The organism is Brevibacillus sp. HB1.2, from assembly GCF_013332495.1.
GTDB lineage: Bacteria > Bacillota > Bacilli > Brevibacillales > Brevibacillaceae > Brevibacillus > Brevibacillus porteri.
In genome coordinates this window covers 234,617-257,541 of the sequence record NZ_JABMIU010000003.1, presented here as the reverse complement: position 1 = coordinate 257,541, position 22,925 = coordinate 234,617, and the positions used below count along the sequence as shown (strand labels likewise).

Annotated in this window: 21 protein-coding genes; 4 read left to right on the top strand and 17 right to left on the bottom strand. The window is 48.7% G+C overall.

The features are described from left to right. Positions 1–56 precede the first annotated feature (56 nt). A complete protein-coding gene (locus HPY28_RS09305) occupies positions 57–776 on the top strand; it encodes a DUF2225 domain-containing protein (RefSeq protein ID WP_174230460.1) in 720 nt (239 codons plus the stop codon). Here HPY28_RS09305 and HPY28_RS09300 read toward each other — a convergent pair. Together HPY28_RS09300 and HPY28_RS09295 are read right to left on the bottom strand one after the other, a co-directional pair. Then, a complete protein-coding gene (locus tag HPY28_RS09300) occupies positions 773–1,600 on the bottom strand; it encodes a TrmH family RNA methyltransferase (protein WP_174230459.1) in 828 nt (275 codons plus the stop codon). The genes HPY28_RS09305 and HPY28_RS09300 overlap by 4 nt on opposite strands. 4 nt (positions 1,601–1,604) lie before the next feature. After that, positions 1,605–2,258: a potassium channel family protein gene (locus tag HPY28_RS09295; RefSeq protein ID WP_007728524.1), complete on the bottom strand. Its 654-nt coding sequence runs from the start codon at positions 2,256–2,258 to the stop codon at positions 1,605–1,607. A gap of 171 nt (positions 2,259–2,429) precedes the next feature. Between HPY28_RS09295 and sspI the strand changes: the two genes are divergently transcribed. Further along, complete coding sequence (sspI, locus tag HPY28_RS09290; protein ID WP_007728525.1) at positions 2,430–2,666, top strand: small acid-soluble spore protein SspI; 237 nt, start codon at positions 2,430–2,432, stop codon at positions 2,664–2,666. 43 nt (positions 2,667–2,709) lie between these two features. On the opposite strand, the gene HPY28_RS09285 is transcribed toward sspI, so the two are convergent. The 10 genes from HPY28_RS09285 to HPY28_RS09240 all read right to left on the bottom strand — a co-directional run bounded on the left by HPY28_RS09285 (position 2,710) and on the right by HPY28_RS09240 (position 13,500). Continuing rightward, the gene (locus HPY28_RS09285) at positions 2,710–3,840 is read right to left on the bottom strand and encodes a GerAB/ArcD/ProY family transporter (RefSeq protein ID WP_017251054.1); all 1,131 of its coding nucleotides are present in this window, start codon (positions 3,838–3,840) and stop codon (positions 2,710–2,712) included. A 13-nt stretch (positions 3,841–3,853) separates the two neighbouring features. Continuing rightward, entirely contained in the window at positions 3,854–4,984 is a 1,131-nt protein-coding gene (locus HPY28_RS09280) for a Ger(x)C family spore germination protein (protein ID WP_017251053.1), read from the bottom strand. Beyond that, on the bottom strand, positions 4,977–6,137 hold the full coding sequence (locus HPY28_RS09275) for a GerAB/ArcD/ProY family transporter (RefSeq protein ID WP_017251052.1): 1,161 nt from the start codon (positions 6,135–6,137) through the stop codon (positions 4,977–4,979). The genes HPY28_RS09280 and HPY28_RS09275 overlap by 8 nt, the downstream gene beginning before the upstream one ends. Continuing rightward, complete coding sequence (locus HPY28_RS09270; RefSeq protein WP_017251051.1) at positions 6,134–7,672, bottom strand: spore germination protein; 1,539 nt, start codon at positions 7,670–7,672, stop codon at positions 6,134–6,136. The genes HPY28_RS09275 and HPY28_RS09270 overlap by 4 nt, the downstream gene beginning before the upstream one ends. 127 nt (positions 7,673–7,799) lie before the next feature. Beyond that, on the bottom strand, positions 7,800–9,080 hold the full coding sequence (gene kynU, locus HPY28_RS09265; RefSeq protein WP_174230458.1) for a kynureninase: 1,281 nt from the start codon (positions 9,078–9,080) through the stop codon (positions 7,800–7,802). 95 nt (positions 9,081–9,175) lie between these two features. Beyond that, the gene (locus HPY28_RS09260; RefSeq protein WP_017251049.1) at positions 9,176–9,559 is read right to left on the bottom strand and encodes a DUF1294 domain-containing protein; all 384 of its coding nucleotides are present in this window, start codon (positions 9,557–9,559) and stop codon (positions 9,176–9,178) included. Positions 9,560–9,562: 3 nt separating this feature from the next. Further along, on the bottom strand, positions 9,563–10,180 hold the full coding sequence (locus HPY28_RS09255) for a DedA family protein (protein WP_017251048.1): 618 nt from the start codon (positions 10,178–10,180) through the stop codon (positions 9,563–9,565). A 172-nt stretch (positions 10,181–10,352) separates the two neighbouring features. Next, the gene (locus HPY28_RS09250) at positions 10,353–11,021 is read right to left on the bottom strand and encodes a DNA alkylation repair protein (protein WP_174230457.1); all 669 of its coding nucleotides are present in this window, start codon (positions 11,019–11,021) and stop codon (positions 10,353–10,355) included. Positions 11,022–11,061: 40 nt separating this feature from the next. Further along, on the bottom strand, positions 11,062–12,840 hold the full coding sequence (locus HPY28_RS09245) for a B12-binding domain-containing radical SAM protein (RefSeq protein ID WP_174230456.1): 1,779 nt from the start codon (positions 12,838–12,840) through the stop codon (positions 11,062–11,064). 153 nt (positions 12,841–12,993) lie between these two features. Further along, positions 12,994–13,500 carry a MogA/MoaB family molybdenum cofactor biosynthesis protein gene (locus tag HPY28_RS09240; RefSeq protein ID WP_173622372.1) on the bottom strand — a complete coding sequence of 169 codons (507 nt, stop codon included), beginning with the start codon at positions 13,498–13,500 and terminating at the stop codon, positions 12,994–12,996. Between the two features lie 175 nt (positions 13,501–13,675). Here HPY28_RS09240 and HPY28_RS09235 point away from each other — a divergent pair, with 175 nt between their 5' ends. Continuing rightward, a complete protein-coding gene (locus HPY28_RS09235) occupies positions 13,676–15,118 on the top strand; it encodes an aminotransferase-like domain-containing protein (protein WP_174230455.1) in 1,443 nt (480 codons plus the stop codon). A gap of 86 nt (positions 15,119–15,204) precedes the next feature. Continuing rightward, positions 15,205–16,551 (top strand): TrkH family potassium uptake protein, encoded by a 1,347-nt coding sequence (locus tag HPY28_RS09230; protein ID WP_173622370.1) that lies wholly within the window; start codon positions 15,205–15,207, stop codon positions 16,549–16,551. Positions 16,552–16,621: 70 nt separating this feature from the next. On the opposite strand, the gene leuB is transcribed toward HPY28_RS09230, so the two are convergent. From leuB to ilvB, 5 genes are all read right to left on the bottom strand, one after another. Continuing rightward, entirely contained in the window at positions 16,622–17,716 is a 1,095-nt protein-coding gene (leuB, locus tag HPY28_RS09225; protein WP_174230454.1) for a 3-isopropylmalate dehydrogenase, read from the bottom strand. 76 nt (positions 17,717–17,792) lie between these two features. Beyond that, positions 17,793–19,331 (bottom strand): 2-isopropylmalate synthase, encoded by a 1,539-nt coding sequence (locus HPY28_RS09220; protein ID WP_017251041.1) that lies wholly within the window; start codon positions 19,329–19,331, stop codon positions 17,793–17,795. Positions 19,332–19,387: 56 nt separating this feature from the next. After that, positions 19,388–20,410: a ketol-acid reductoisomerase gene (gene ilvC, locus HPY28_RS09215; protein ID WP_007728552.1), complete on the bottom strand. Its 1,023-nt coding sequence runs from the start codon at positions 20,408–20,410 to the stop codon at positions 19,388–19,390. 56 nt (positions 20,411–20,466) lie between these two features. Continuing rightward, positions 20,467–20,973, bottom strand: coding sequence for an acetolactate synthase small subunit (gene ilvN, locus HPY28_RS09210; protein WP_017251040.1), 507 nt, complete (start codon positions 20,971–20,973; stop codon positions 20,467–20,469). Between the two features lies 1 nt (position 20,974). After that, complete coding sequence (gene ilvB / locus HPY28_RS09205; RefSeq protein ID WP_174225739.1) at positions 20,975–22,711, bottom strand: biosynthetic-type acetolactate synthase large subunit; 1,737 nt, start codon at positions 22,709–22,711, stop codon at positions 20,975–20,977. Positions 22,712–22,925: the final 214 nt, after the last annotated feature.

The window sequence follows — 22,925 nt, the reverse complement described above, 5'->3', positions numbered from 1 at the left end:
TACATATCAAGAGAGTGTTTTCATGTGTATGTTACCATTCGAAAGGGGATTTTGACATGATTGATAATGTTTCCGCCCTTTACGATAAGACAATCAACTGCCGCCATTGCAAAGCGTCCTTTTCGACCAAAAGGATCAGAAGCGGTACGTTGACGATGGTCAATCGCGACAGCGATTTTTATACCACTTTTAAAGAGCAATCTTTAAATCCCATTATATATACCGTCAATGTCTGCCCTGAATGCGGCTTCGCCTTTACGGATCAATTCCGGGACAAGCTCGCCCCCTGGCAAAAGCAGATTGTGGATGAACAAATCTCCTCGAAATGGAAGCCAAAAGATTTTGGCAAGGTTCGTCATATACCAGAATCCATTGTCAGCTACAAGCTAGCCATTTACGCAGCTGAACTAACAGATCAGCCCCATTCCGTAAAAGCGGGTCTGTATTTGCGTCTCGCATGGCTTTATCGATTCCAGACAAATGTCTCGGAAGAAATGCGCTTTATCGATATGGCCGTGGAAGAATATGAACAATCGTATATTCATTCCGACTATACACGTGGCGATAAAGAAATGACCGAAGTTCGCTTGCTGTACTTGATTGGTGAGCTCTACCGCAGACTCGAAAAGTTTGACTTAGCCATCAAGTATTTCGGTAAGGCCCTGGCTTTTCGCAACCACACCATTGAGAGCGGCATTATCCGGATGGCGCAAGATCAATGGCAACTCGCGCGCGAAGAGTATAAAGAGAAAAAAAGTGAGCAAAAGATCGGCTAAGCATGCCGATCTTTTCTTTTGCGTTGTGCCTCGTATACAAAAATTCCTGCCGCGACAGCTGCATTCAATGACTCTGCGCCGCCATAAAGCGGGATGTGAACGAATTGGTCTGCCCTGGCAAACATCTCTTTAGAGACGCCTCTTCCTTCATTTCCGATGACCATTGCCGTTAAACCAGCATAATCAGCCTCGTCATAGGAAACACTGTTTTGCTCCAAGGAAGAGATCAGAACTCGCCCTCCCTTTGCCTTCCATTCATCTGCTGTCTCGACTAATGACTGTGTAAAGATTGGGATGCGGAACAGTGCCCCCATTGTGGCACGTACCACTTTTCCATTGTAAATATCGACACTGCCACTTCCAAGTACGACACCATCGACTGCTGCCGCCTCTGCTGTACGCAAAATCGTGCCGAGGTTGCCCGGGTCTTGTATTTCGTCCAAAAAGAGGAGTAGCAAGCTGTCTTGTTCCTCTCTCTTCTTATCTACCCATTTTGCCCAATCTGTTGCTGTTTTTTTCACTTCGGCCACAATTCCTTGTGGTGACTTGGTTTCGGACAGCTTCGCCAGCACTGTCTCTGATGCCGCAATAACCTGAACAGCTTCCGGATGATTAGCCAGAGCACGTTGGCAGGCAGGGTCCATGTCACGCTGCTGATCATAAATAACCGTGACTACCTCCGCCCCGCTTTTTAACGCCTCCTCTACCAGATGCGCCCCTTCCACGAGAAAACGTTGCTGCTCTTCCCGTCCTTTCCGTGACAGCAACTGGTGCAATCGCTTTACCAGAGGGTTTTGTACCGAAGTAATGATTTCATTTGTCATAAACCTATGCCCGCTCCTCAAATTCGCGTAAGTCTTTGTTGTTCCCGATCACCACAAGCACGTCGCCGTATTGGATGACTTCATCCGGGCTAGGAGCGATGTTGAATTTATCTCCGCTTTTGATGGCAATAACGTTGACCTCGTATTTTTTCCGAATATCCAGTTGCCGCAAGTTTTGACCGACCAGCTTGGACGACACGACGACCTCTGCCACGCTGTAGTCCTCTGCCAGCTCAATAAAGTCAAGAACGTTAGAGGAGATCAGATTGTGGGCAACCCGCACCCCCATGTCGCGCTCAGGGAATACGACACGGTCAGCTCCTACCTTGTACAATACTTGTCCATGACGCTCATTCTGTGCTTTTGCCACGATCTTTTTGACACCCAAGTCTTTCAGTGTCAATACTGTCAGGATGCTCGCCTGAATATCGACCCCAATGGCCACGACGACTACGTCAAAATTGCGGATGCCGATTTCCTTCAAGGCCCGTTCATCCGTAGAATCAGCCGCTACCGCGTGCGTTACGTACTGAATATTTTCGTTAATACGCTCCTCGTTCTCATCTATTCCCATGACTTCATAATCCATCTCGTACAGCGTTCTCGCTACGCTAGAACCAAAACGTCCCATCCCGATAATGGCAAATTGCTTGGACATGTTAATCTTCTCCTTTACGGAACTTACCAATATCAAGCATTATAGCACATCCAAAACATCCGCCACAAAACGGTCATGAACGTTTTGTTCGAAAAGCATGGTATGCACAAATCAGCGTTTACAAATACTATTTCTTGAATTCATTCTCACAAGAGAGGTGTAAGCACGGTCATGAATATTGCCTCACTCAACTTACGTCAAGCGATCATGTACAAAATGCAAGGCTCAGATCCAAACGCAGTCGAAGAAACCATTAGTGATGCCATCTCGAGCGGTCAGGAGAAGACGCTCCCGGGTTTAGGCGTTTTGTTTGAAGTGCTTTGGCAAAACAGCGATGCTTCCTCACGACAATCCATGATTACGACGATCGCGGAACACTTGCCTGAGCAAGCCGAAAAACCGATCTAACCCCATCTTCTTCGAACAAAGCAAGCTATAAAGGGAGGGACTCTTATGTCCCTCCCTTTTCATTGTTCACTTCCCGACCTTTGTTGAACTGATTGCGCATGAATTGGGTGATTGCCAGCAAAATGGGAATGATGATGGTGATCAAAAATCCCACGGCAGTCAAATGCTGTGTATAAGAAAACAATTCCACTATATTTTGCGGCAGTAATGTTAGGAAAAATAGTGGCACCATGATTACAATCGCGGTGATTTGCTGAAAACGAATTCCTTTGTGAAACCAGCGCCGTAATGAAAAAATCGTTGCGTAAAGCATATTGCCGATCGTTGTAAATACAGAAGCAACCCAAATGGCAAGAAAGGCGGACTCAAAACGCTCCAAAAACCAACCAGTTCTCTGTGTTACCTTGACCAGTTCAAGCGTAGGCCAAACCAGCCTCTGCAATTCTTCATAGCCAAATACAGTAATGCCTGCAACAACTGTGAGCAAATAAACGACAAGAGCAAAGCTCATACCTGTCATGCTGGCCACCCCTAGCCTTGCCCCGGGAATAGCGAAGGCAAAGTAAACCATTAACAGCTCATACCCGGTGTAGAGCGTATACGTATTCAGACCTGTTTTCATGACCTGTTTCCATGACTCTACTTGGAATGGCAATAAATTGTACCAATCTGCGTTCATGAAAGAGACGAGCGGAATCAAGAGAGACGGAAACAGGAGGAAAGGAATCAACAGCTCATTCACTCTCGCCACAACTTCAATCTCATGACAACAAAGAAACATGACCAACAATAGCAACGTGATGATAATTACTTCCAGTGGCGTTTGCGGTAATACGGAGGTCACGACGACTTCCCCGAACAATCTGGCTGTGATTCCCGCATTGAGGAATTGATAGAGAATGAAAAGAAACACACACAGGGTACCGATGGCAACCCCAAATATTCTCGGCATAAATTCAACAAAGGTAAGGCCTGGAAACTGGTTACCTAAATAAACGATGGCCGCCACAGCCACGGATGCTACGAAAGCACCTGCAATGGGTCCCAACCATCCCATTTGATGAAGAAGTTCGGTTGCCGTTCTCGGGATGATGAGAATACCCACCCCGATCATCGAACTGATCATAATGCTTGTCAGTTGCCAGGTACCAAAATTACGTTGCTGATTCTCCACAGTGATCGCTCTCCTATTGCATTTCCATACCGAGACGGCGCAGCTTGATTGTGTATGTAACGCGAACCGGAAAATCCCTGAAATCTTCCTTCCAGTTGTGCGTTTTCCAGTAGTCTTGGTAATGCTTCGCACGCAGTGTAAGACCCAGCTTCAAAATGTCACTATTGTACTGCTTTTGTACTTGCTGCAGTAACTTCTTGGCGCGCTTTTCCATTTCTTTTTGGATAAGCGCTTGCATTTGTAGGACGAATTGCTCTGCTGGAATTTTCAGGTCTTCTGTAAGTTCGACAATATCTCCTTGGAGCTCGCAATGATAGGTAGCGGAAGAGGATTTGTGAATGATCACCTTTTTTTTTACAAAATGAGGACGAAAACTAACATATCCGTTCTTGGTCTTCGGCAACGGAATCAGAATGTCTCCACCCGGTTTTTCATTGCGCAGTTGGAGCAATACCCATGTCTGCATGTGATCAAGTATCCCCACCATCTTGTGCCCGCGAAAAACAGCAACCCCTTTCCAGCTCACCTCATTCTTACTTGCCTCAACATAATTCAAAAACGGCTCCATGGTTAGATTAGAGGTCTGATTGAAATAGTCGCCCAACGTTTGGTCCGGAATTCTTCCTAATTTCATGCCATTTTCGATCACCCCCATCAAAAAGACGACTGGAATCGGCTCGATCCTCGGTTTGATTTCCAGCAAGGTAGACGCTTTGCCTCTCACGACGATCGGCCACAGGAGTCGCCTTATTTGCGGCTCGCGACGAAAGCTGTCCATGATGTCTTGGATTCCCTTTCTAGCGACCTCCTCGCTTACTGCAAGAATACGCGTGTGTCCAAGAAACACTCGTTGGTTCAGCCGCATTTGCAGGTTGTTGGAAGCATCTGTCACCGTTCTTCCTGTCACACTCATGATTTTCACGGCATCCGCATTATTTCCTCCACCTTTCCCACTGCTCCCCGCAATTTTGATGGGAATCGGGATTTGGACGGTCATTTTGTACAGATTTTCATTCTTTTCATCCTGATCAATCGCAATGGCCAATACCGATGCGCGTTCCTCCAATTCACGTCTATCCCAGCACCCCGTCAGCAAGATTGTACAGATGATCAACAAAGCGAAGTATCTAAATGACTTACCCATCGATATTCCGCCCCTCTCGTCGGGTTACCATGTCACGGATGAGGATTGCTACCCAGTAAACGACGGGGAACAGCAAATTAATAACCAGGCTAGACAACCCTAGCAACGATGCCCACTTAAATACTTCTGTAATGTTTTGTGGAATAAGGGCAAAAAAGAATAATGGGACGAGAAGGGCAGCAGCCACGATTCTTTGAAACCTGATTCCCTTGCGAAACAACTGTCTCAGTGAATAAACAACGACGTAATACGCATTGGCTACCGTAGTAAAAACAGCCGAAACCCACACGGCCAAAAAAGCGGACTCCAATCGTTCCAAGATCAATCCAGGCACCTGCGTCGTCTTGACCAATTCAAGTGTCGGCCACGTTACCCTTTGCAGCTCTTCGTAACCAAACACCGAAATGCCAGCCACCACAATTAACATGTAGAGCAATGCTGCAATTAACAGACTGTAAAACCCTGCCAATTCCCTGTTTGTGTTTTGTTGCGCATAGGCGAAAAAGACAAACATAATTTCAAAACCGGAATAGGAATAAATTCCTTCGTATACCCCCTCTAACATTGAACGGAATGACACATGATTAATTGGCAAGAGATTCCCAAATTCCGCTTTTTGGAACGACGCAATCGCGATAAAAAGAAGTGGCAAGATAATAAAAGGAAACAGCAGCTCGTTCACTCGCGCTACTACTTCCACCTCATGCATGCACAAAAATAGTACCAGCAAAAACATCGTGATAAGCACAACTTCCAACGGCGTCTGCAAAAGAACGGAAGTCACAACCACTTCACCAAATACACGCGATACGACTGCCGTGGAAAAATACAGGTATACCAAGTAGATACAAATCCAAGGGAGGCTGAATACTTTGCCCACCCAAGGCCTTCTGACAGATCCCCATACCTTGTGACTATATTCAATAAAGGTTTCCCCCGGGTAACGCTTGCTCAATTTGACAATTAACCATAAGGAGACATACGCACCCGCTGAGCCAATCAGAGGTGCCATCCAGCCTGCTTCAAATAATTTCGAACTGGTTGTACGAGGAAGGGTCAAAACACCGACACCGATTAAGGTACTTGTGATGAGACAAATTTGCTGCCACATCGATAGAGTCTGGTGCCAGCCGTTCCCCTCCCTCCTGTTCATTTCGGGTTATCCTCCTCTCTGATCCGGATTTTATCTTGAACATGAAACATCATCGGTCTTGTTTTCATCAGATGATTGGGGGCCCGTACGAACAAGTCCTTCATTCCATTCAGGTTGAGCGGACTAAGCGGGCTCATATAGGGTACTCCAAACGATTTTAAGGAAGACAAGTGAATGAGGATGACGATCAAAAACAGCATAATCCCGTAAAGACCGAACATCCCTGCCAAGATCATAACCGGAAAGCGGAGCATGCGAATGGCAATCGCTGCACTGTAACTGGGCGATGCGAACGAGCCGATTGTCGTCACAGCCACGATGATCACCATGACAGGACTGACAAGCCCAGCCGTTACCGCCGCTTCCCCGACTACGAGTGCTCCAACAATCCCGATCGTAGGACCTATTGGCCCCGGCAGCCTTACACTTGCTTCCCTCAATATTTCAATAGCCAACTCCATAATCAGGGCTTCGATTAAAGAAGGGAATGGAACCGTAGATCGTCCTGCCGCCATCGCAATGACCAGTCGAGAAGGGATCATCTCTGGATGGAACGCGCTAAAAGCGATATAAAGAGACGGCAACAGCAAGGCGATGCTGATACTGATAATCCGAATGAACCGAATCAAGGTCGCGATATAAAATCGCTCGTAATAATCCTCGGGACTCTGATAAAACTGCGAAAATACAGCGGGAGCAATCAAACCGAACGGAGTCCCATCTACCAGAATGCCTACCTTCCCTTCCAATAGATTGGCCACTACTTTATCGGGGCGCTCCGTATTTTGAATCTGCGGGAATGGGGACCATCTCCGATCCTGAATCATTTGTTCGATGTAACCACTCTCCAGCACAGAATCCAGATGAACGCTCTCTATTCGCGCAATCACTTCCTCCACCATCGGGGGATGCGCAATGCCGTCGATGTACATGACGTAAATGTCAGTCTGTGTTCGTTCCCCGACAACCATATGACGCACTCTGAGATTGGGGTCCTTCAAGCGGAAGCGGATCAGCGCTGCATTCACGCACAACGTTTCACAAAAACCATCGCGTGGCCCTCGTACGACTGATTCCGTCTGAGGCTCTTCCACTGAACGCCTGTCCCAACCTCTCGTGTTGTTCAAGTAAGCATTTTGACACCCATCAATGATCAGCACCGCACATCCAGACAAAATATTTCGGACGATCTGCCTCAGTTTGTCTGTCAAATCCAGCTCATTTGTCGCCGGATCTTGATAGGTGATATCGGGAGTCGTCATATAGCGAATAATAAAATCACTAATGACATTGCGATCCACCATGCCATCTATAAAAACGATAGCGGCTTGAGCCTTCGACTTTGTTTGAAAACGACGAACGACGAGATCATCACACTTTCCAAACTGCGCTTGAATCAATTGGATGTTTTCTTCCACATTTGTCGTGAGCGTAACATCCGATACGCTTTCCATGCTCTTGTTGGAGTGCTGATCCAACCCTTTTGACTGGAGGGCTTCTTTTCTTTTTTGCCATGCTTGAAAAAACTGGTTCAAGCTGCTCACCCTTATCCATGGAATGTATCCTGCCTACAGGTACGGATAGTGTGCCCAATACATGGAAAGGAAATCCCGTAAAAGGCGTAATCAAAAAGAAAAACAGGTCCAACCTAAGTCGGACCTGTCAAGCAACTACCTCGCGCTTGTTCTCAAATTTCTCGTAGCTCTTCTCTTGCATGATCGTCTTTAAGATCTGGACACTTTCCCAAACCTCTGTATAAGTCGTATAGAAAGCAACAGGGGCTAATCGGATGATGTTCGGTGCACGGAAGTCAGGAATAATGCCCGCTTCCTTCAAAGCCTTGCATATACGTATGGCCTCATCGTGTTCAAGGCTGACATGCCCACCTCGGCGATCATCCTGCTGTGGGTTCGCAATCGTAAAACCCATGTCTGCCAGCTCCACCTCGATCAAATCCATCATGAACCGCGTTAGGCCGAGCGACTTGGTACGAAGCTTTTCCACGGATGCCTCCTGGAACATTTCCAAGGAACCAAACAGTGGTGCGAGGCTCAGCATATGGGGGGTACCAATCTGGTAAGCGCCCGCATTTTCGCATGCATCCAGTGTATGTTCCATGTCAAATTGCTTATCCTTTTTCGAACTGAACCACCCGGCCAATCCCGGAGCCCTGCCAAAATGCTTGCGGTTGACATATAGGCTGCCCACGCTTCCGGGCCCTGCATTTACGTATTTGTAGTTGCACCAATATGCAAAGTCCACTCCCCATTTGCTGAAGGAATGCGGGATCGCGCCTACAGAATGACATCCGTCAAAACCAATCAGAATACCTCTCTCATGTGCAGCTGCTGTCAACCGTTCGATATCGAGCAGCTGGCCGCTGCGATACAGGACCGTCGGGAGGACTACCAATGCTACTTCATCAGTCATCGCATCGATAATGTCCTCTTCCTCGATCAGACGGCCATCTCTTGACGCTACCCGAACCAAATGCTCTTCTGGGTCCAGCCCATGGAGCTTCATTTGACTCTGGAGTGCGTATATATCGGTAGGGAAATCCAGCTCGGTGGCAACGACCTTCGTCCTTTTCCCAACCGGATGATAGAAGGTAGCTGCCAGCTGATGGAGGTTAATCGTCGTAGAACCCGTTACGATCACTTCCTCGGGGCTTGCCCCTACAAGTGCTGCGCTCATCTCTCCCAATTTCTCCGAGAAGAAAAACCACGGAAGGTTACCCGTTGTCCAGCCTTCCACACCCAGCTCCTTCCAAGACTGCATCATATCCATGACACTCTTTTCCGCTCTTTTTGACATGAGGCCAAGCGAGTTGCCATCCAAATACAGGCTCGGAAGCAGATAAAACTCTTCGCGATAGCTCGCGAGTTCGTCCTGTGCATCCAATTGCTGCGCGTCCGTTTTCGTTAGGGGGCTTGATTGAGACATAGCTACCTCCTCAGCTTGTTCTATCGTTCCCCTCTATTATAGGCTGAATTTTCAAACAGCGGAATCCCATTCGTAAAAAGAAAATCCCGTGCCACCTACGACACGAGACTTTTATTCAAGTATAGCTGCGTCAACCAAATGACTAACAAAATTTGCGCGATGCAAAAGAGCGGGAGCAGGATGAGAAAAGACATATGCTTGGTCTTATGCCGTTGAATAAGCATGCCCTCAAGCGCACCGATTCCTCCTCCTAAAAATGCGACTAACAAAAGACTCTGTTCTGGAACCCGAAAACCTTTTTCTTTCGCCAGACGCTTGTCTGTCTGCATCAGGTAATAAGCATAACCATTTAGCAGTAAAGCTCCCGCAGCCAGCACCCAGACATTCGAATTGAAGTATCCTGCCAACAGGAGGACCCAGCTTATGACGAGCATCAGCACGAAATTGCGGCGATGGGCAGCTAATTGTTGATGGTACATTTCTTATTCTCCTTTTGCCCGATATGCCCGATTTCCCATAAACTGCTTGCGTACGAAGAATACCACACCCAAAACAACCACGAGCACCAGCAAAGCATAAAAACCGTATTTACGGATGACTTCGATAATCGCTTCCACGTTATTACCAAATACATGGCCGAGAAAGTAGAAAGCAACGGTCCAAACCAACCCGATTGGATAAGACAGCATCGCATAACGCCGGAACGACATACCGCCCAGTCCGACCAAATAAGGGACGACATGACGGACAACCGGAAATAAGTAGCTAATGCAAAGAGCAGTAGTACCGTACTTCTCCAGCAAGCCCGTTGATCGATTCACAGCGTTCCTCATTTTCTCGGTTTTGCATAGCCATTGCAATATCGGTTTCCCAAAATACTTTCCAAGTAAAAAGCCAATCGTCAATCCGGAGGCAACCCCTAAATATCCCGCCAAAAAAGAATACCATGGGTTTAGCACGCCAATGGAGGCAAGAAATCCTCCTGTAGCGACAACCAGCTCATCGGGAATCGGCAAACCGACAATCCCCAGCCAGAGCAGGAAAAAAATCGCTACGTAACCGTATTGCTCTATGATTGACATCAGCAGGTCGACTTCCATGAGGCAAAATCCCCTATCCTTGCCACAGTGCGGTCTTTCTTGACATACTAGCAGCTATGGCATCGCACGATATCTGACTCTATGTATTACGTATGAACCTCAAAAAAGGTACTTGTTTATTTTGCAATAGATTTACGTATTTTATCAAGCACAGATACGCTAGACGACTCTATCATGACAGATGTTTGAGCGCTTCACGTCTGGACAAACTCGCGAGTGGCGTCGCTTCTACAAATTCACGTACGGCGTCGGGATTTGTTTTCGCATACTCTCTCAACGCCCAGCCAATTGCCTTCTGAATAAAAAACTCTTTGGAATCCGCGCATCTCTCCACCAAGGAAAAGAGCAGCCGCTGATCTGTCTTGTCTTTGTATGACAACTGAAATAAAATCGCGGTTCGTTGCAGCCACATGTTGGTTCCATTCATCCAGGCTGTCGTATTCGGTTCGATCAGTTCGGGATGCAAGGCAAACAATCTGCCCATTGTATGGGAAGCCAAATAATCCACGGTATCCCACCACGATTTTGTTGTGATCAGTTCGACTACGAACGGGAGATGGTCAGGGGTGAGACGCTTTTTGGACTTCTCGAGTACGTCAAGCGCTACATACTGGTACTCTCGCGCTGACAAAGTCCACAAGGAACTAACGACCTGCTCCCAATTTTCGGGTACGCCATAATCTCGAAAGATTTGTTTAGTCAGTTCTTTGCGCTGTGGTGATTTTATCCCCAGAAAAGGAAAATGATTTTTCATGTACTGCTCCATTGGCCCAGCCACCATCGAATCACCATGTGCACGCAACAGTTCCTCGACAGCCTCCGTATACTCGCTTGCGTTCATCTGCCTCTCCCCCCTTCCACTCATCTCATCATCCGGTGGTTTAGCCTGCTACTTGGACGTCCTGCTTGACGACAGCAAAAGCATTTTGCTCTTCATCTTTGTACGGATAATACACGACGAGTGTAAAATCTCCCTCGACAAACTCACCGGTCTCCATCCATTTTTCAATATCAAAGGTCACTTTGGCAGTCAGCGTGTGCTTGAAGTAATCTTTTTCCAACGCAGCATGTGCCGCAAAATCATCGCGGAGTCGCTCACGCTGCTCGGTTAGGACAGCGAACGTCTGTTGCATCTCTTCCTTGTCCATGACATCCTCCCACCACAGCTTGCGCGGGCGATGCTTCTGATTTCGCAGGAAATCGAATTTCATCATGCTGAGCACATGCCCCATACCGTCCACTTGCTGGATTTGCAAAAACTTCTGCAAACGCACGAACAAATCCTCTAATTGATGACCGATACGGCTCCAGCCTTGATTTTCCCAATAGTCGCCAAATGTCTGGAAGAAGTCAAAAGCTGTTTCAAATTGATTCGCCAACAGCCACTCCACTGTATAGTCCATCCGGTGCGCATTCCAGTACTTTTCCAGAATGTCTTCTACACGCTTGATTTTTTGCATGTCATCAAAGGAAAGGACATTGTTCCCCAAAATTTCGTAAGGAGCCTCATCCATAAAAACATAGCCGTGATTAGCCGCACGCGCACGAACACCTGTCCCGCGCAGCATTTTCAAAAAGCCGAGCTGAAGCTCTTCCGGGCGTAAACCAAACACGTCATTAAAGGTTTTGCGGAAGGATACATAATCTTCCTCAGGCAAACCAGCGATCAAGTCCAGATGCTGATCGATTTTTTTCGAATCCTTGATCTGTGTCACTGTCCGCGCAAGACGATCGAAACGCTGAATCCGCTGAACAAGGCGGTTCGTTTCATCATTTGTGGACTGAACCCCAATCTCGAAGCGGAAAATGCCTGGAGGTGCATTCTCGGTCAAGAAGTCGAGTACGTCCGCGCGCAAAATGTCTGCCGTGATCTCGAATTGAAAGACTGTGCCATTGTGGTTGTCGATCAAAAACTGAAAGATTTCCAACGCATATTTTTTATTGATGTTAAACGTGCGATCCACGAACTTGATCGTTTTGACCCCGTGATTGATCAAGCGCATGAGATCTTCTTTCACTCGTTCCAGACTGAAATAGCGTACGCCGTCTTCAATCGAAGACAGACAGTATTGGCATTTGAACGGACACCCACGGGACGCCTCAAAATAGACGACGCGGTTGTTCATCTCGTCCAGATGGTCCGCGTATGGGGAAGGAATACTGTCCATCTCTTCCACTTGCGCACGCGGCATGGAAAAACGCACGTACTCCTCTTCGCGATAAGCGATCCCGGCTACATCACGCAGGCGTGGAGGCTGCTTGGTTTGCAAGGATTCCTGATACACCTGCAAAAGCTCCAAGAAGGTCTGCTCCCCTTCACCAATGCAGATGACATCGATTTCAGGATGCTTCTTCATCCATTCATCCGCATCGTAGGTCACTTCTGGTCCCCCGAGGATAATCGGAACATCCGGGCAAATCTTTTTCAGCGTGCGCATGACACTGAGGGTCTCGCGAATGTTCCAGATATAACAGGAAAATGCAACGACATCCGGCTTGCGCTTGTGTATATCTGCTACTATATTTAACGTTACATCGTTGATGGTATACTCCACCACCTCAATCGAAGGAAATGCTTCCTGGGCATAGCTTCGCAAATAGCGCAAAGCAAGTGAGGAGTGAATAAACTTGGCGTTTAAGGTCGATAGTAAAATCTTCATGGATGGGCCTACTCTCCTTGCAAAATTCGGCACCAAAAAACCATCTGCAATCGATGGTTCATGGTCTGACCGATCTTTATCCTTTCGTAACAGTACCATACGAGACTACTAACGGCAAATCCATCCGCTTACAAGATTGTTGAACCCGAATGGTTACCGATTTAATTCGCGCACCACATGCCCCAGCTCTGGCACGATCAACCGATTCATCGCCAATCGCACCGCACCTGTCGAGCCTGGTGTGGAAAAAATCATCTTCCCTTTCCGTGTCCCTGCAATCGCACGACTGAGCATCGCTGCGGAACCGATGTCTTCTGTAAAGCTCAACATCCGAAACAACTCGCCAAATCCCGGCATTTCCTTATCAAGCAAGCCAGAAACAGCCTCAAAGGTATTGTCTCTTGGCGAAATGCCAGTACCGCCATTGAGAAGAATGACTTGAACGTCGCCATGTGCGATTCCCGCTTCAATCGCCGCAATGACCTGTTCAGGCTCGTCCTTTACCATTTGATAAAGAGCAACGCTGTGACCGGCTTCAGTCAGAAGCTGCTTCATTAACTGACCGCTTTTATCTGTATCCTCTGTCCGAGTATCGGAAACGGTAATGACCATGCATGTGACTTGCTTGGGCGCTAGCGCCTTGTGTTCCTGCGTACTCATCCGTAATTTCCTCATTTCTTCAATATATATCTTTTTCTCATGATACCATGTTCGAGTTTCCAATACCCTCGTCGTTCCGGCAACAATTTCTTCACTCCCTATACCCGAGATGCTTCGCTTTCCTATATAATGCTGATGACTGCTATTTTTTCGACAGACAAGGAGGCGTGCGCGAATGCCAGAGCGACCTTATTTTTCTTTTCATTTCCACAAACAATCGCACACACCAATCTATGTACAACTCGCTGAACAATTAAAAACAGCGATTCTGCGTGGTGCCTTTCTTGTAGATGGACAACAATTGATATCACTGCGAGATATGAAGACCATTAGCGGGTGCTCGTTGGAGACAGTCAAAAAAGCATACGATCATCTTGCGCTGGAAGGCTGGCTGGAAGCTGTGCACGGTAAAGGCTATTACTTGACGCAGCTTGCCAAAGAAGCTCGTTTGGAAAATCGCCTCCCGCTCACAGATATTCCGATTGCTTCCCTAGCTGATTCCTCCCCTCGTCCAAGCGAAGAGCTGGTGAAGCGTTTGCGTGGTGCTTTTTATGAGAGCCTGACCGTATTGGATGAACCGTCCGCGAAGAAGAAAATCATGCGAACGCAGGCTGCCAAAGTTTTCGCTGATCATCTCAGCCGCAGAGGACTGCCACACTCACCTGAACGACTTCTGCTTTTTAACAGAAGCACGAGCGGCTTCGCCTTTCTAGCACAGCGCGTCATGAATGCGCGCGATGTCGTCTATGTGGAGGAGTATAGCTATCCCGTATTCCTGCGCTTACTGAGCCAGTGCGGTATTACGGTTCGCCCGATTCGCATGGATGAAGAAGGCGTCTGTATTCAAGCCCTCAATGAAGAGCAGGAGCATTACCCCGCCAATTGGCTGTTGATTAACCCGCATTACCAATTCCCAACGGGCATCAGCTATTCATTGAAACGAAAGGAAGAGCTGCTCGAATGGGCACATAATCATAACGTACGTCTGATTGAAAACGACCATTATGGCGACCTCTGGTTTGAAGAGCCGAGCGTTCCACTGTACCACATGGCTGCGCAGGCAAAAAACTCTATTGAGGTCTACTATTTGCATTCTTTGTCCAAAACACTGGCTCGCGACCTGCAATTGGGCGTGTTGATGCTTCCCTCTGATTTATCGGATGATGAATTGGAGCGCTACAGCCAGCTTGTTTCCATGACCGGAGCGGAACCTTCTCTGCTCGTCGTAGAAGCAGCCGTTCAACTCCTTGATGATCCTTGGTTTTATGAAGAGTTTCTTGCAGATCGACGTTCCCTATTCCAGGCCCGCTTCCTGCGACTCTGGCAAGAAAGACGGCAAGCACTCCCCGATCATGCGCGGATGTTCCCCATCACAGGCGGCTTAAATACATGGATCAAATGGGGCACGCCAACCGCAAGAGCAACCGAACAGGAAGAGAGAGTCGTCGCTATTCTGCGGGAGGAAGGTCTCGAGCTGACAGGCGGCCATGCCTTTCGCGTAGCGGATGAGCCTGACGATATTCTGCGCTGCCCGGCTGTCCGTTTCCCGCTTGCTCCATTGGAAGAGCGAGAGTTGAAACATTGGCTTCACCGATTGGGCGCTGCTCTTCTTCGGTAAGTTTTCCAAGGGAAATGCCATACTAAGAGATGGGTTTCCCTTCTTCTCATACACAAGACTCGAAAAAAGCCGAGGTATAACCTGCTATGATTAAAAAAATCGTAGAAAAGCTTCACCTTGATCCACCAAAAACGCTTGTACTTGGGTTTGCCTTGATTATTTTCCTGGGTACGCTGCTTTTGACACTCCCGGTCTCTACCGTTGATGGACTTGGCCTGTATTGGCTTGATGCTCTGTTTACGGCCACCTCTGCTACGTGCGTAACAGGCTTAGTTGTCGTCGATACTGGAACGACTTTCACTACCTTTGGTCAGCTCGTCATTTTGTCGCTCATTCAAATTGGCGGACTTGGCTTTATGACATTCGCTACCTTTTTCGCACTGATTATGCGTAAAAAAATCTCATTGCGTGAACGGCTCATCCTTCAAGAATCACTGAATCAGATATCGATAGAAGGGGTCGTACGTTTAGCTAAAATGATTTTGATTTTTACTGCCGTCACTGAGTTTATAGGTGGAGTGCTTCTCTCTATTCGTTTTGCCTTTGACTTTCCTCTGTCAAAGGCGATCTACTTCGGCTTTTTCCATGCGATTTCTAATTTTAATAACGCTGGATTTGACCTGATGGGCGATTTCGCCAGCTTAACAGCTTATGTAGATGATCTGCTCGTCAATCTCGTCGTCTGTTTGATGATCATTCTTGGTGGTATTGGTTTCATTGTTGTGAGTGAGTTATACGATTATCGTCAAACCCGTCGCCTGTCTTTACATACGAAAGTGGTATTGGCAACAACCGGTCTCTTGATTACGGCTGGGACCGTGCTTATCTTCATTTTGGAGTACAACAATCCGAAGACCTTGCAGCCCCTTTCCATGATGGGCAAAGTGCTTGGCTCCTTTTATCAGTCAGTTACACCTCGTACGGCAGGTTCGAACACATTGAATATCGGGGATATGTATCAGTCTTCACTTTTCCTCATTATTATCCTGATGTTCATCGGTGCATCTCCGGGCTCAACGGGAGGCGGAATCAAGACGACGACCTTTGCCACACTGCTTGGTGCTGTTATCGCCCAAATTAAAGGGAAGGAAGATGTCATTTTCTTCCGCCAACGCATCCTGCCTCACATGGTCTACAAATCACTGACGCTGACCATGATCGCTCTGTCCATTGTACTTGTCATGACGATGGTGCTCTCGATTACGGAGACAACCGCCCGATTCGAAATGATCCTGTTCGAGGTCACTTCCGCGTTTGCTACGACTGGACTATCCATGGGGCTGACCCCTCATCTGACTCCGATCGGAAAAACGCTGATCGTATTGACGATGTTTGCTGGTCGGGTGGGACCACTCACGATTGCCTTTGCCCTCGCACAGCGCAAACAAAAGGAATACTTCCGCTATCCGAAAGGGAAGATCACGATCGGATAAACCGTATAAAAATGGAGAAAACCCTGCCAAAGCACCCGAAGGACTTTGGCAGGGTTTCGTTTTGTATGATTTATAGTTTTTGCCACTGTTTGGACAGCTCGTCGCGAACCAGTTGGCCCATCTCGATTGTACCAATCGCTTTGCTCCTGTCTGCCGCGATGTCGCCAGTGCGATGTCCTGCTTCCAGTACGGACCAAACTGCGTTTTCCACTGCTGCTGCCGCTTCATCCATACCGAGCGAGAGACGAAGCATCATCGCTACGGACAGAATGGTTGCCAGCGGATTTGCAATGCCTTTTCCAGCAATGTCAGGGGCAGAGCCATGAACCGGTTCATACAGGCCAAAACTGCCTGCTGCCAAACTCGCCGAGGACAGCATCCCAATCGAACCCGTCAGCATCGCTGCCTGATCGCTCAAGATGTCGCCGAACATGTTTTCCGTCACGATGACGTCAAACTGCTTTGGTTCACGTACGAGTTGCATCGCGCAGGAGTCTACCAACTGGTGAGACAGCTCTACATCTGGATAGTCCGCCGCTACTCGCTCGGCTACCTTGCGCCAGAGGCGGGAGCTTTCGAGGACGTTCGCCTTATCTACAGATACGAGACGCTTTTGGCGTTTTCGCGCAATGTCGAAACCGACTCGAATGATTCGCTCGACTTCCGCTTCATGATAGATGCACTGATCTTCTGCGACTTCACCGTTTGGACCGTCATAGCGTTTTTTCTCACCGAAATAAATCCCCCCGGTCAGTTCACGTACAACGATCAAGTCAACGCCAGAAACGACTTCTGGTTTGAGGGAGGAAGCATCGACCAGAGAGCTGTGCATGGTAGCTGGGCGAATGTTCGCAAACAACCCGAGTGCTTTGCGAATACCGAGCAGCCCTGTTTCTGGGCGAAGATTCCCAGGATTCTGGTCCCACTTCGGTCCGCCAACAGCTCCTAAGAGCACAGCATCCGCTTGCTTAGCCAGCGTTACCGTTTCTTCTGGCAACGGTGTTCCATCCGTATCGATTGCGATACCACCGATCCGGCCTTCTTCACATGTAAAAGTGACTCCTTCAAGTTCCCCTACGAGTGTAAGGACTTTGACCGCTTCCTGCATGATTTCTGGTCCAATACCGTCTCCAGGAAGAACGGCGATGCGATAGTTTTTCTTCATCGTTTATCCCTTTTCTATACGTAATGGTTTCCGAACGCTGCTGGTTCCTATGATCCTATCCACATTTGACCTATCTTTATATCGTTGCACTGACGGGCGTAGGTTCGCCACGACGCTCCATGATCTTGTTCACTGCCCGGACGTAGGCGATCGCGCTCGCTTCTAGCACATCTGTGCTCACGCCGCGGCCGGTAACGATCAGATCGCCCTGCTGTAGACGAACGAACACTTCACCCAGCGCATCTTGTCCGTGAGTAACGGAAAGGATTTTGTAATCGACGAGGGAGACTTCTTCTCCAGTAGCGCGGTCAATCGCTTTGTAGATGGAATCAACCGATCCATTTCCACATGCGGCTTCTTCGCATACTGATCCGTCGGCACGAACCAGTCGCACACTCGCTGTCGGAACGGAAATGTTGCCGTAAGCGAGCTGTACGGATTCCAGCTGGAATGCTTCTGGTCCGCGAACCATTTTGGAGTCTACCAGAGCGAGAATGTCGTCATCCGTGATTTCTTTCTTCTTGTCGCACAATACTTTGAACGCTGCAAACGCTACATTTACCTCTTCTTGCTCCAAGTGATAGCCCAGATCAACCAGCTTTTCCTTGAAAGCATGGCGCCCAGAGTGCTTGCCAAGAACCAGTTTGTTTGACTTGAAGCCGACCGATTCCGGACGGATAATTTCGTACGTGGTGACTTCTTTTAACACACCATCCTGGTGAATACCGGACTCGTGCGCAAAAGCATTTGCCCCCACGACTGCTTTATTCCCTGGCACGATCATCCCTGTCAAACGGCTCACTAGCTGGCTGGTCCGTGCGATTTCTTTCAAATTCAGCTTGGTCGTCGCCTGGTAGTAATCCTTGCGCGTCTCCAATGCAAGCGCCACTTCTTCCAGAGCAGCATTTCCAGCGCGCTCTCCGATTCCATTGATGGTGCCCTCGACCTGCGTAGCTCCACCCTCGACTGCAGCGAGACTGTTGGCGACTGCCATCCCGAGGTCATCGTGGCAATGGCAGCTCAGACGAATCAGATCGGTAGAAGGCACGCGTTTTTTCAGCTCACGGAAAATGTTTCCGTACTGATATGGCGTCATGTAGCCAACCGTATCTGGAATATTTACCGTAGTAGCCCCTGCCTTGATGACCGCCTCTACAACCTCTGCCAAAAAGTCGATCTCGGTACGCGCCGCATCCTCTGCGGAAAACTGAACTTCCGTAAAGTACTTTTTCGCATAAGTAACTGCCTCCACCGCCCGAGCAAGGACTTCTTCCTTGCTCATGTTCAGCTTGAACTGACGGTGAATCGGAGATGTTGCGAGAAAGACGTGGAGGGAAGCGTTTTGTGCGTTGCGAAGCGCTTCGTATGCCTTATCCATGTCGTCTTTTACGGCACGAGCCAGACTGACGACGGTTGCATTCTTCACCCGTTTTGCAACTTCGGCCACAGACTTTTGGTCACCAGGGGAGGCAGCAGCGAAGCCCGCCTCAATTCTGTTTACGCCCAGCTTCTCGAGTTGAAGGGCGATCTCCACCTTTTCGTTCGTGCTAATATTGACGCCCGGAGACTGCTCCCCATCACGCAGTGTCGTATCAAAAATCTCAATGGTCCGCATGAACTTTTCACCTCCACATTTTTCCCTACATTATATATAGATTTTGTATACGGCAATTATTGGCCGATTTTCGCTTCTTCTTTTTTCGTGTCTTTGTTGATCCAAGACATCATGCCACGCAGCTGCTCTCCTACTACCTCGATGCCATGCTCGGATTCCAGACGACGACGGGAAGTGAAGCCAGGACGGTTTGCTTGGTTTTCCAAGATCCAATTGCGAGCGAATGTACCGTCTTGGATTTCAGCCAGTACTTTTTTCATTTCTTTGCGAGTTTCATCTGTGATGATGCGACGACCTGTGCTGTAGTCACCGTACTCAGCAGTGTCACTGATGGAGTAGCGCATACGAGCCAAACCACCCTCGTACATCAGGTCAACGATCAGCTTCAGCTCATGCAAGCACTCGAAGTAGGCGATCTCAGGAGCATAACCTGCTTCCACCAATGTATCGAAGCCTGCTTTTACCAGCTCACTTGCGCCACCGCACAATACTGCTTGCTCACCGAACAGGTCTGTTTCTGTCTCTTCACGGAAAGATGTTTCGATTACGCCAGCTTTTGTGCAACCGATACCGCTGGAATAGGCGAGTGCAAGGTCTTTCGCATTGCCAGTCGCATCTTGGTAGATCGCGATCAGACCAGGTACGCCAAAGCCTTCTTGGTATACGCGGCGAACGAGGTGGCCCGGGCTTTTTGGAGCAGCCATGATTACGTCTACATCAGCTGGTGGCACGATTTGCGCGTAGTGGATGTTGAATCCGTGAGAGAAGCACAGGGCAGCGCCGGATTTCAGGTTTGGCGCGATCTCGTCGCGGTATACTTGTGCTTGACGCTCATCTGGCATCAGGATTTGAACCACGTCAGCGCGTTTGGTTGCTTCTGCTACAGTCAAAACTTCAAAACCGTCTTTTGCCGCTACATCCCAAGATTTACCTGGACGAAGACCAACAACTACTTTATAACCACTGTCGCGCAGGTTTTGAGCTTGTGCATGACCTTGGCTACCGTAGCCGATGATTGCAATTGTTTTTCCACGCAGTACCTCTTGTTTTACGTCTGCTTCATAATACATTTTTACCATTTGTATAGCCTCCCTAAAAATGTTTAGTTTGAATTTTTATTCTGAAATTTGGCAATTTAAACCGTTGCTGCGGCTGTTGCTGGAACAATACTGCGCGCCATCGCTACTGAACCCGTTCTTGTCAGTTCAATAACGCCGTAGCTTTGTAATAGAACGAGCAGCGCATCAATCTTTTCGGTGTCACCCGTTACTTGCACGATCAGTGAGCTAGGACCCACATCAACGATCGCGGCACGGAACGGCTCGACAATTCCGTTTAACTCTGCCAGCTGGCTAGGCGATGCCGTCACTTTAATCAGCGCCAGTTCCCGTGATACAAAAGGGTTCTCACTGAGATTCGTGACGGAGATGACATCGATCAGCTTGTGCAATTGCTTCATGAGCTGATTGATTTGGCGGTCATCTCCCCCGGTTGTAATGATCATCCGGGACAGCCCCTGTTCTTCCGTGCCTCCCACCGTAATGCTGTCGATGTTGAAGCCACGCTGGCCGAACAGTGTCGCCACTCTGGTCAAAACGCCTGGTTGGTCGTTGACGAGTACGGAAATGGTATGTCGCTGCATCCTAATCGTCCCCCAATTCCATCTGATCTAGTGTGTTGCCTGATGCAACCATCGGATATACGTTTTCTTCCTGTGCAACGCGGAAGTCCACCACGACTGGTCCATCATGCGCAAGCGCTTCTGCCCAAACTGCCTCGGCTTCTTCCGGCGTGCTTGCTCGCAAGCCTTTTACGCCATATGCTTCCGCCAGCTTGACAAAATCTGGGCTGCAGGTCAGATCGATTTGGCTGTAGCGATTATCGTAGAAGAGCTCCTGCCATTGACGAACCATTCCCAAGCACTGGTTGTTTACAATCGCTACTTTGACCGGAATGTTGTATTGGGAGACGATTGCCAGCTCCTGGTTGGTCATCTGGAATCCGCCATCCCCAACGACGGAGATTACCGTGCGATCCGGGTGAGCGATCTGTGCGCCAATTGCTGCCGGAAAGCCAAAGCCCATCGTGCCGAGACCACCGGAAGAAATAAAGGAGCGCGGGTGCTTGAACTTATAGTATTGAGCTGTCCACATCTGGTGTTGTCCAACGTCTGTTGTGACGATCGCTTCCCCATCTGTGGAGTTGTACAAGAGTTCAATGACTGCTTGTGGCTTCAATACGTCGCCATCTTTTTTGTACTTGTACGGATATTGTTCTCGCCACTCTTTCAACTGGCTGATCCACGCTTCCGAATCACAAGCTTTTGCGAGCGGAATTGCTTTTTCCAGCGTGCTCTTCACGTCGCCCGCTACTGTGACGGCTGTCTCAACGTTTTTCCCCAGCTCTGCTGGATCGATGTCGACATGTACGATGCGTGCTTTTGGTGCGAACTCCTTCGTGCGTCCCATCGTGATCCGATCATCAAAGCGTGCTCCCAGACCAATCACACAATCCGCATTCAAGAGCGCTTGGTTCGCTGTGTAATTTCCGTGCATACCTGGCATTGCCAGCGACAACTCGTGTGTTCCAGGGAAACCACCCAATCCCATGAAGGTGTTGATCACCGGGATGCGTGTTTTTTCTGCAAAGTCGCGCAATTCTTTCTCTGCTTGAGCTGCAATGATTCCCCCACCCGCCAAAATGACTGGACGCTTCGCTTCGCTAACGGCTTTGACAAACTCTTGTACTTCTTCGTCGCTTGGTACGAGTGAAGCGCGGTAGCCGCGAATCTCCACTTGATCCGGGTAGGTAAATGGTGCCTTCGCATTGGCGACGTCTTTAGGAATGTCGATCAATACTGGGCCCGGACGACCGGTTGTCGCGATGTGGAAAGCTTCCTTCACCATCCGTGGAAGATCGCGAATGTCGCGGACAAAGTAGCTGTGCTTCGTAATCGGGATGGTAATTCCCGTAATGTTCGCTTCTTGGAACGCGTCGGTACCAATCAGCGACTGTGCCACGTTACCTGTGATGCAGACCAGCGGAACCGAGTCCATCTGAGCGGTTGCAATCCCCGTTACGAGGTTCGTTGCTCCCGGACCGGACGTAGCGATACATACACCCGGTTTGCCTGTCGCTCGGGCATATCCATCAGCAGCGTGGATAGCACCTTGCTCGTGGCGAGTCAAAATGTGCTTGAAGTAGCTCCCGTACAGGGAGTCATAAATGGGGAGAACCGCCCCGCCTGGATAGCCGAAAATGTATTCGACCTGCTCCAGGATCAAACAGCGCAGCAGCGTTTCTGCTCCTGTCACTTCTTCCCCGAACTGAATCGGTGGAATGCCGTTCTTTTTCTGCAATTCGGCCATTTCAACACTCATTGACCTCTCCTCCTCCCAATTCTCAACAGGTATTGAAAATAACTATAGACACATAGAAAAACCCTTTCGCCCCGACACGGTTTTATTTCCATGTCTTTTGGGGCGAAAGGGTTCGCGGTACCACCCAACTTTATCGGCGCCTCACGGTCAGCCGATCTCAGCCAGTCACAGCAAATGTGGACTGTAACACGTTAACGGGTGTTAAGCGGTTTGG

Bases quoted from the DNA above. Each gene is read 5' to 3' on its own strand.
- HPY28_RS09280 (WP_017251053.1), bottom strand. From the start codon at position 4,984: ATGGGTAAGTCATTTAGATACTTCGCTTTGTTGATCATCTGTACAATC.
- kynU (WP_174230458.1), bottom strand. From the start codon at position 9,080: ATGTCTCAATCAAGCCCCCTAACGAAAACGGACGCGCAGCAATTGGAT.
- ilvN (WP_017251040.1), bottom strand. From the start codon at position 20,973: ATGCAGCGACATACCATTTCCGTACTCGTCAACGACCAACCAGGCGTT.
- sspI (WP_007728525.1), top strand. From the start codon at position 2,430: ATGAATATTGCCTCACTCAACTTACGTCAAGCGATCATGTACAAAATG.
- HPY28_RS09250 (WP_174230457.1), bottom strand. From the start codon at position 11,021: ATGAACGCAAGCGAGTATACGGAGGCTGTCGAGGAACTGTTGCGTGCA.
- HPY28_RS09245 (WP_174230456.1), bottom strand. From the start codon at position 12,840: ATGAAGATTTTACTATCGACCTTAAACGCCAAGTTTATTCACTCCTCA.
- HPY28_RS09255 (WP_017251048.1), bottom strand. From the start codon at position 10,180: ATGGAAGTCGACCTGCTGATGTCAATCATAGAGCAATACGGTTACGTA.
- HPY28_RS09305 (WP_174230460.1), top strand. From the start codon at position 57: ATGATTGATAATGTTTCCGCCCTTTACGATAAGACAATCAACTGCCGC.
- HPY28_RS09295 (WP_007728524.1), bottom strand. From the start codon at position 2,258: ATGTCCAAGCAATTTGCCATTATCGGGATGGGACGTTTTGGTTCTAGC.
- HPY28_RS09260 (WP_017251049.1), bottom strand. From the start codon at position 9,559: ATGTACCATCAACAATTAGCTGCCCATCGCCGCAATTTCGTGCTGATG.
- HPY28_RS09275 (WP_017251052.1), bottom strand. From the start codon at position 6,137: ATGAACAGGAGGGAGGGGAACGGCTGGCACCAGACTCTATCGATGTGG.
- HPY28_RS09220 (WP_017251041.1), bottom strand. From the start codon at position 19,331: ATGCGGACCATTGAGATTTTTGATACGACACTGCGTGATGGGGAGCAG.
- HPY28_RS09300 (WP_174230459.1), bottom strand. From the start codon at position 1,600: ATGACAAATGAAATCATTACTTCGGTACAAAACCCTCTGGTAAAGCGA.
- ilvB (WP_174225739.1), bottom strand. From the start codon at position 22,711: ATGAGTGTTGAAATGGCCGAATTGCAGAAAAAGAACGGCATTCCACCG.
- HPY28_RS09230 (WP_173622370.1), top strand. From the start codon at position 15,205: ATGATTAAAAAAATCGTAGAAAAGCTTCACCTTGATCCACCAAAAACG.
- HPY28_RS09240 (WP_173622372.1), bottom strand. From the start codon at position 13,500: ATGAGTACGCAGGAACACAAGGCGCTAGCGCCCAAGCAAGTCACATGC.
- HPY28_RS09235 (WP_174230455.1), top strand. From the start codon at position 13,676: ATGCCAGAGCGACCTTATTTTTCTTTTCATTTCCACAAACAATCGCAC.
- ilvC (WP_007728552.1), bottom strand. From the start codon at position 20,410: ATGGTAAAAATGTATTATGAAGCAGACGTAAAACAAGAGGTACTGCGT.
- leuB (WP_174230454.1), bottom strand. From the start codon at position 17,716: ATGAAGAAAAACTATCGCATCGCCGTTCTTCCTGGAGACGGTATTGGA.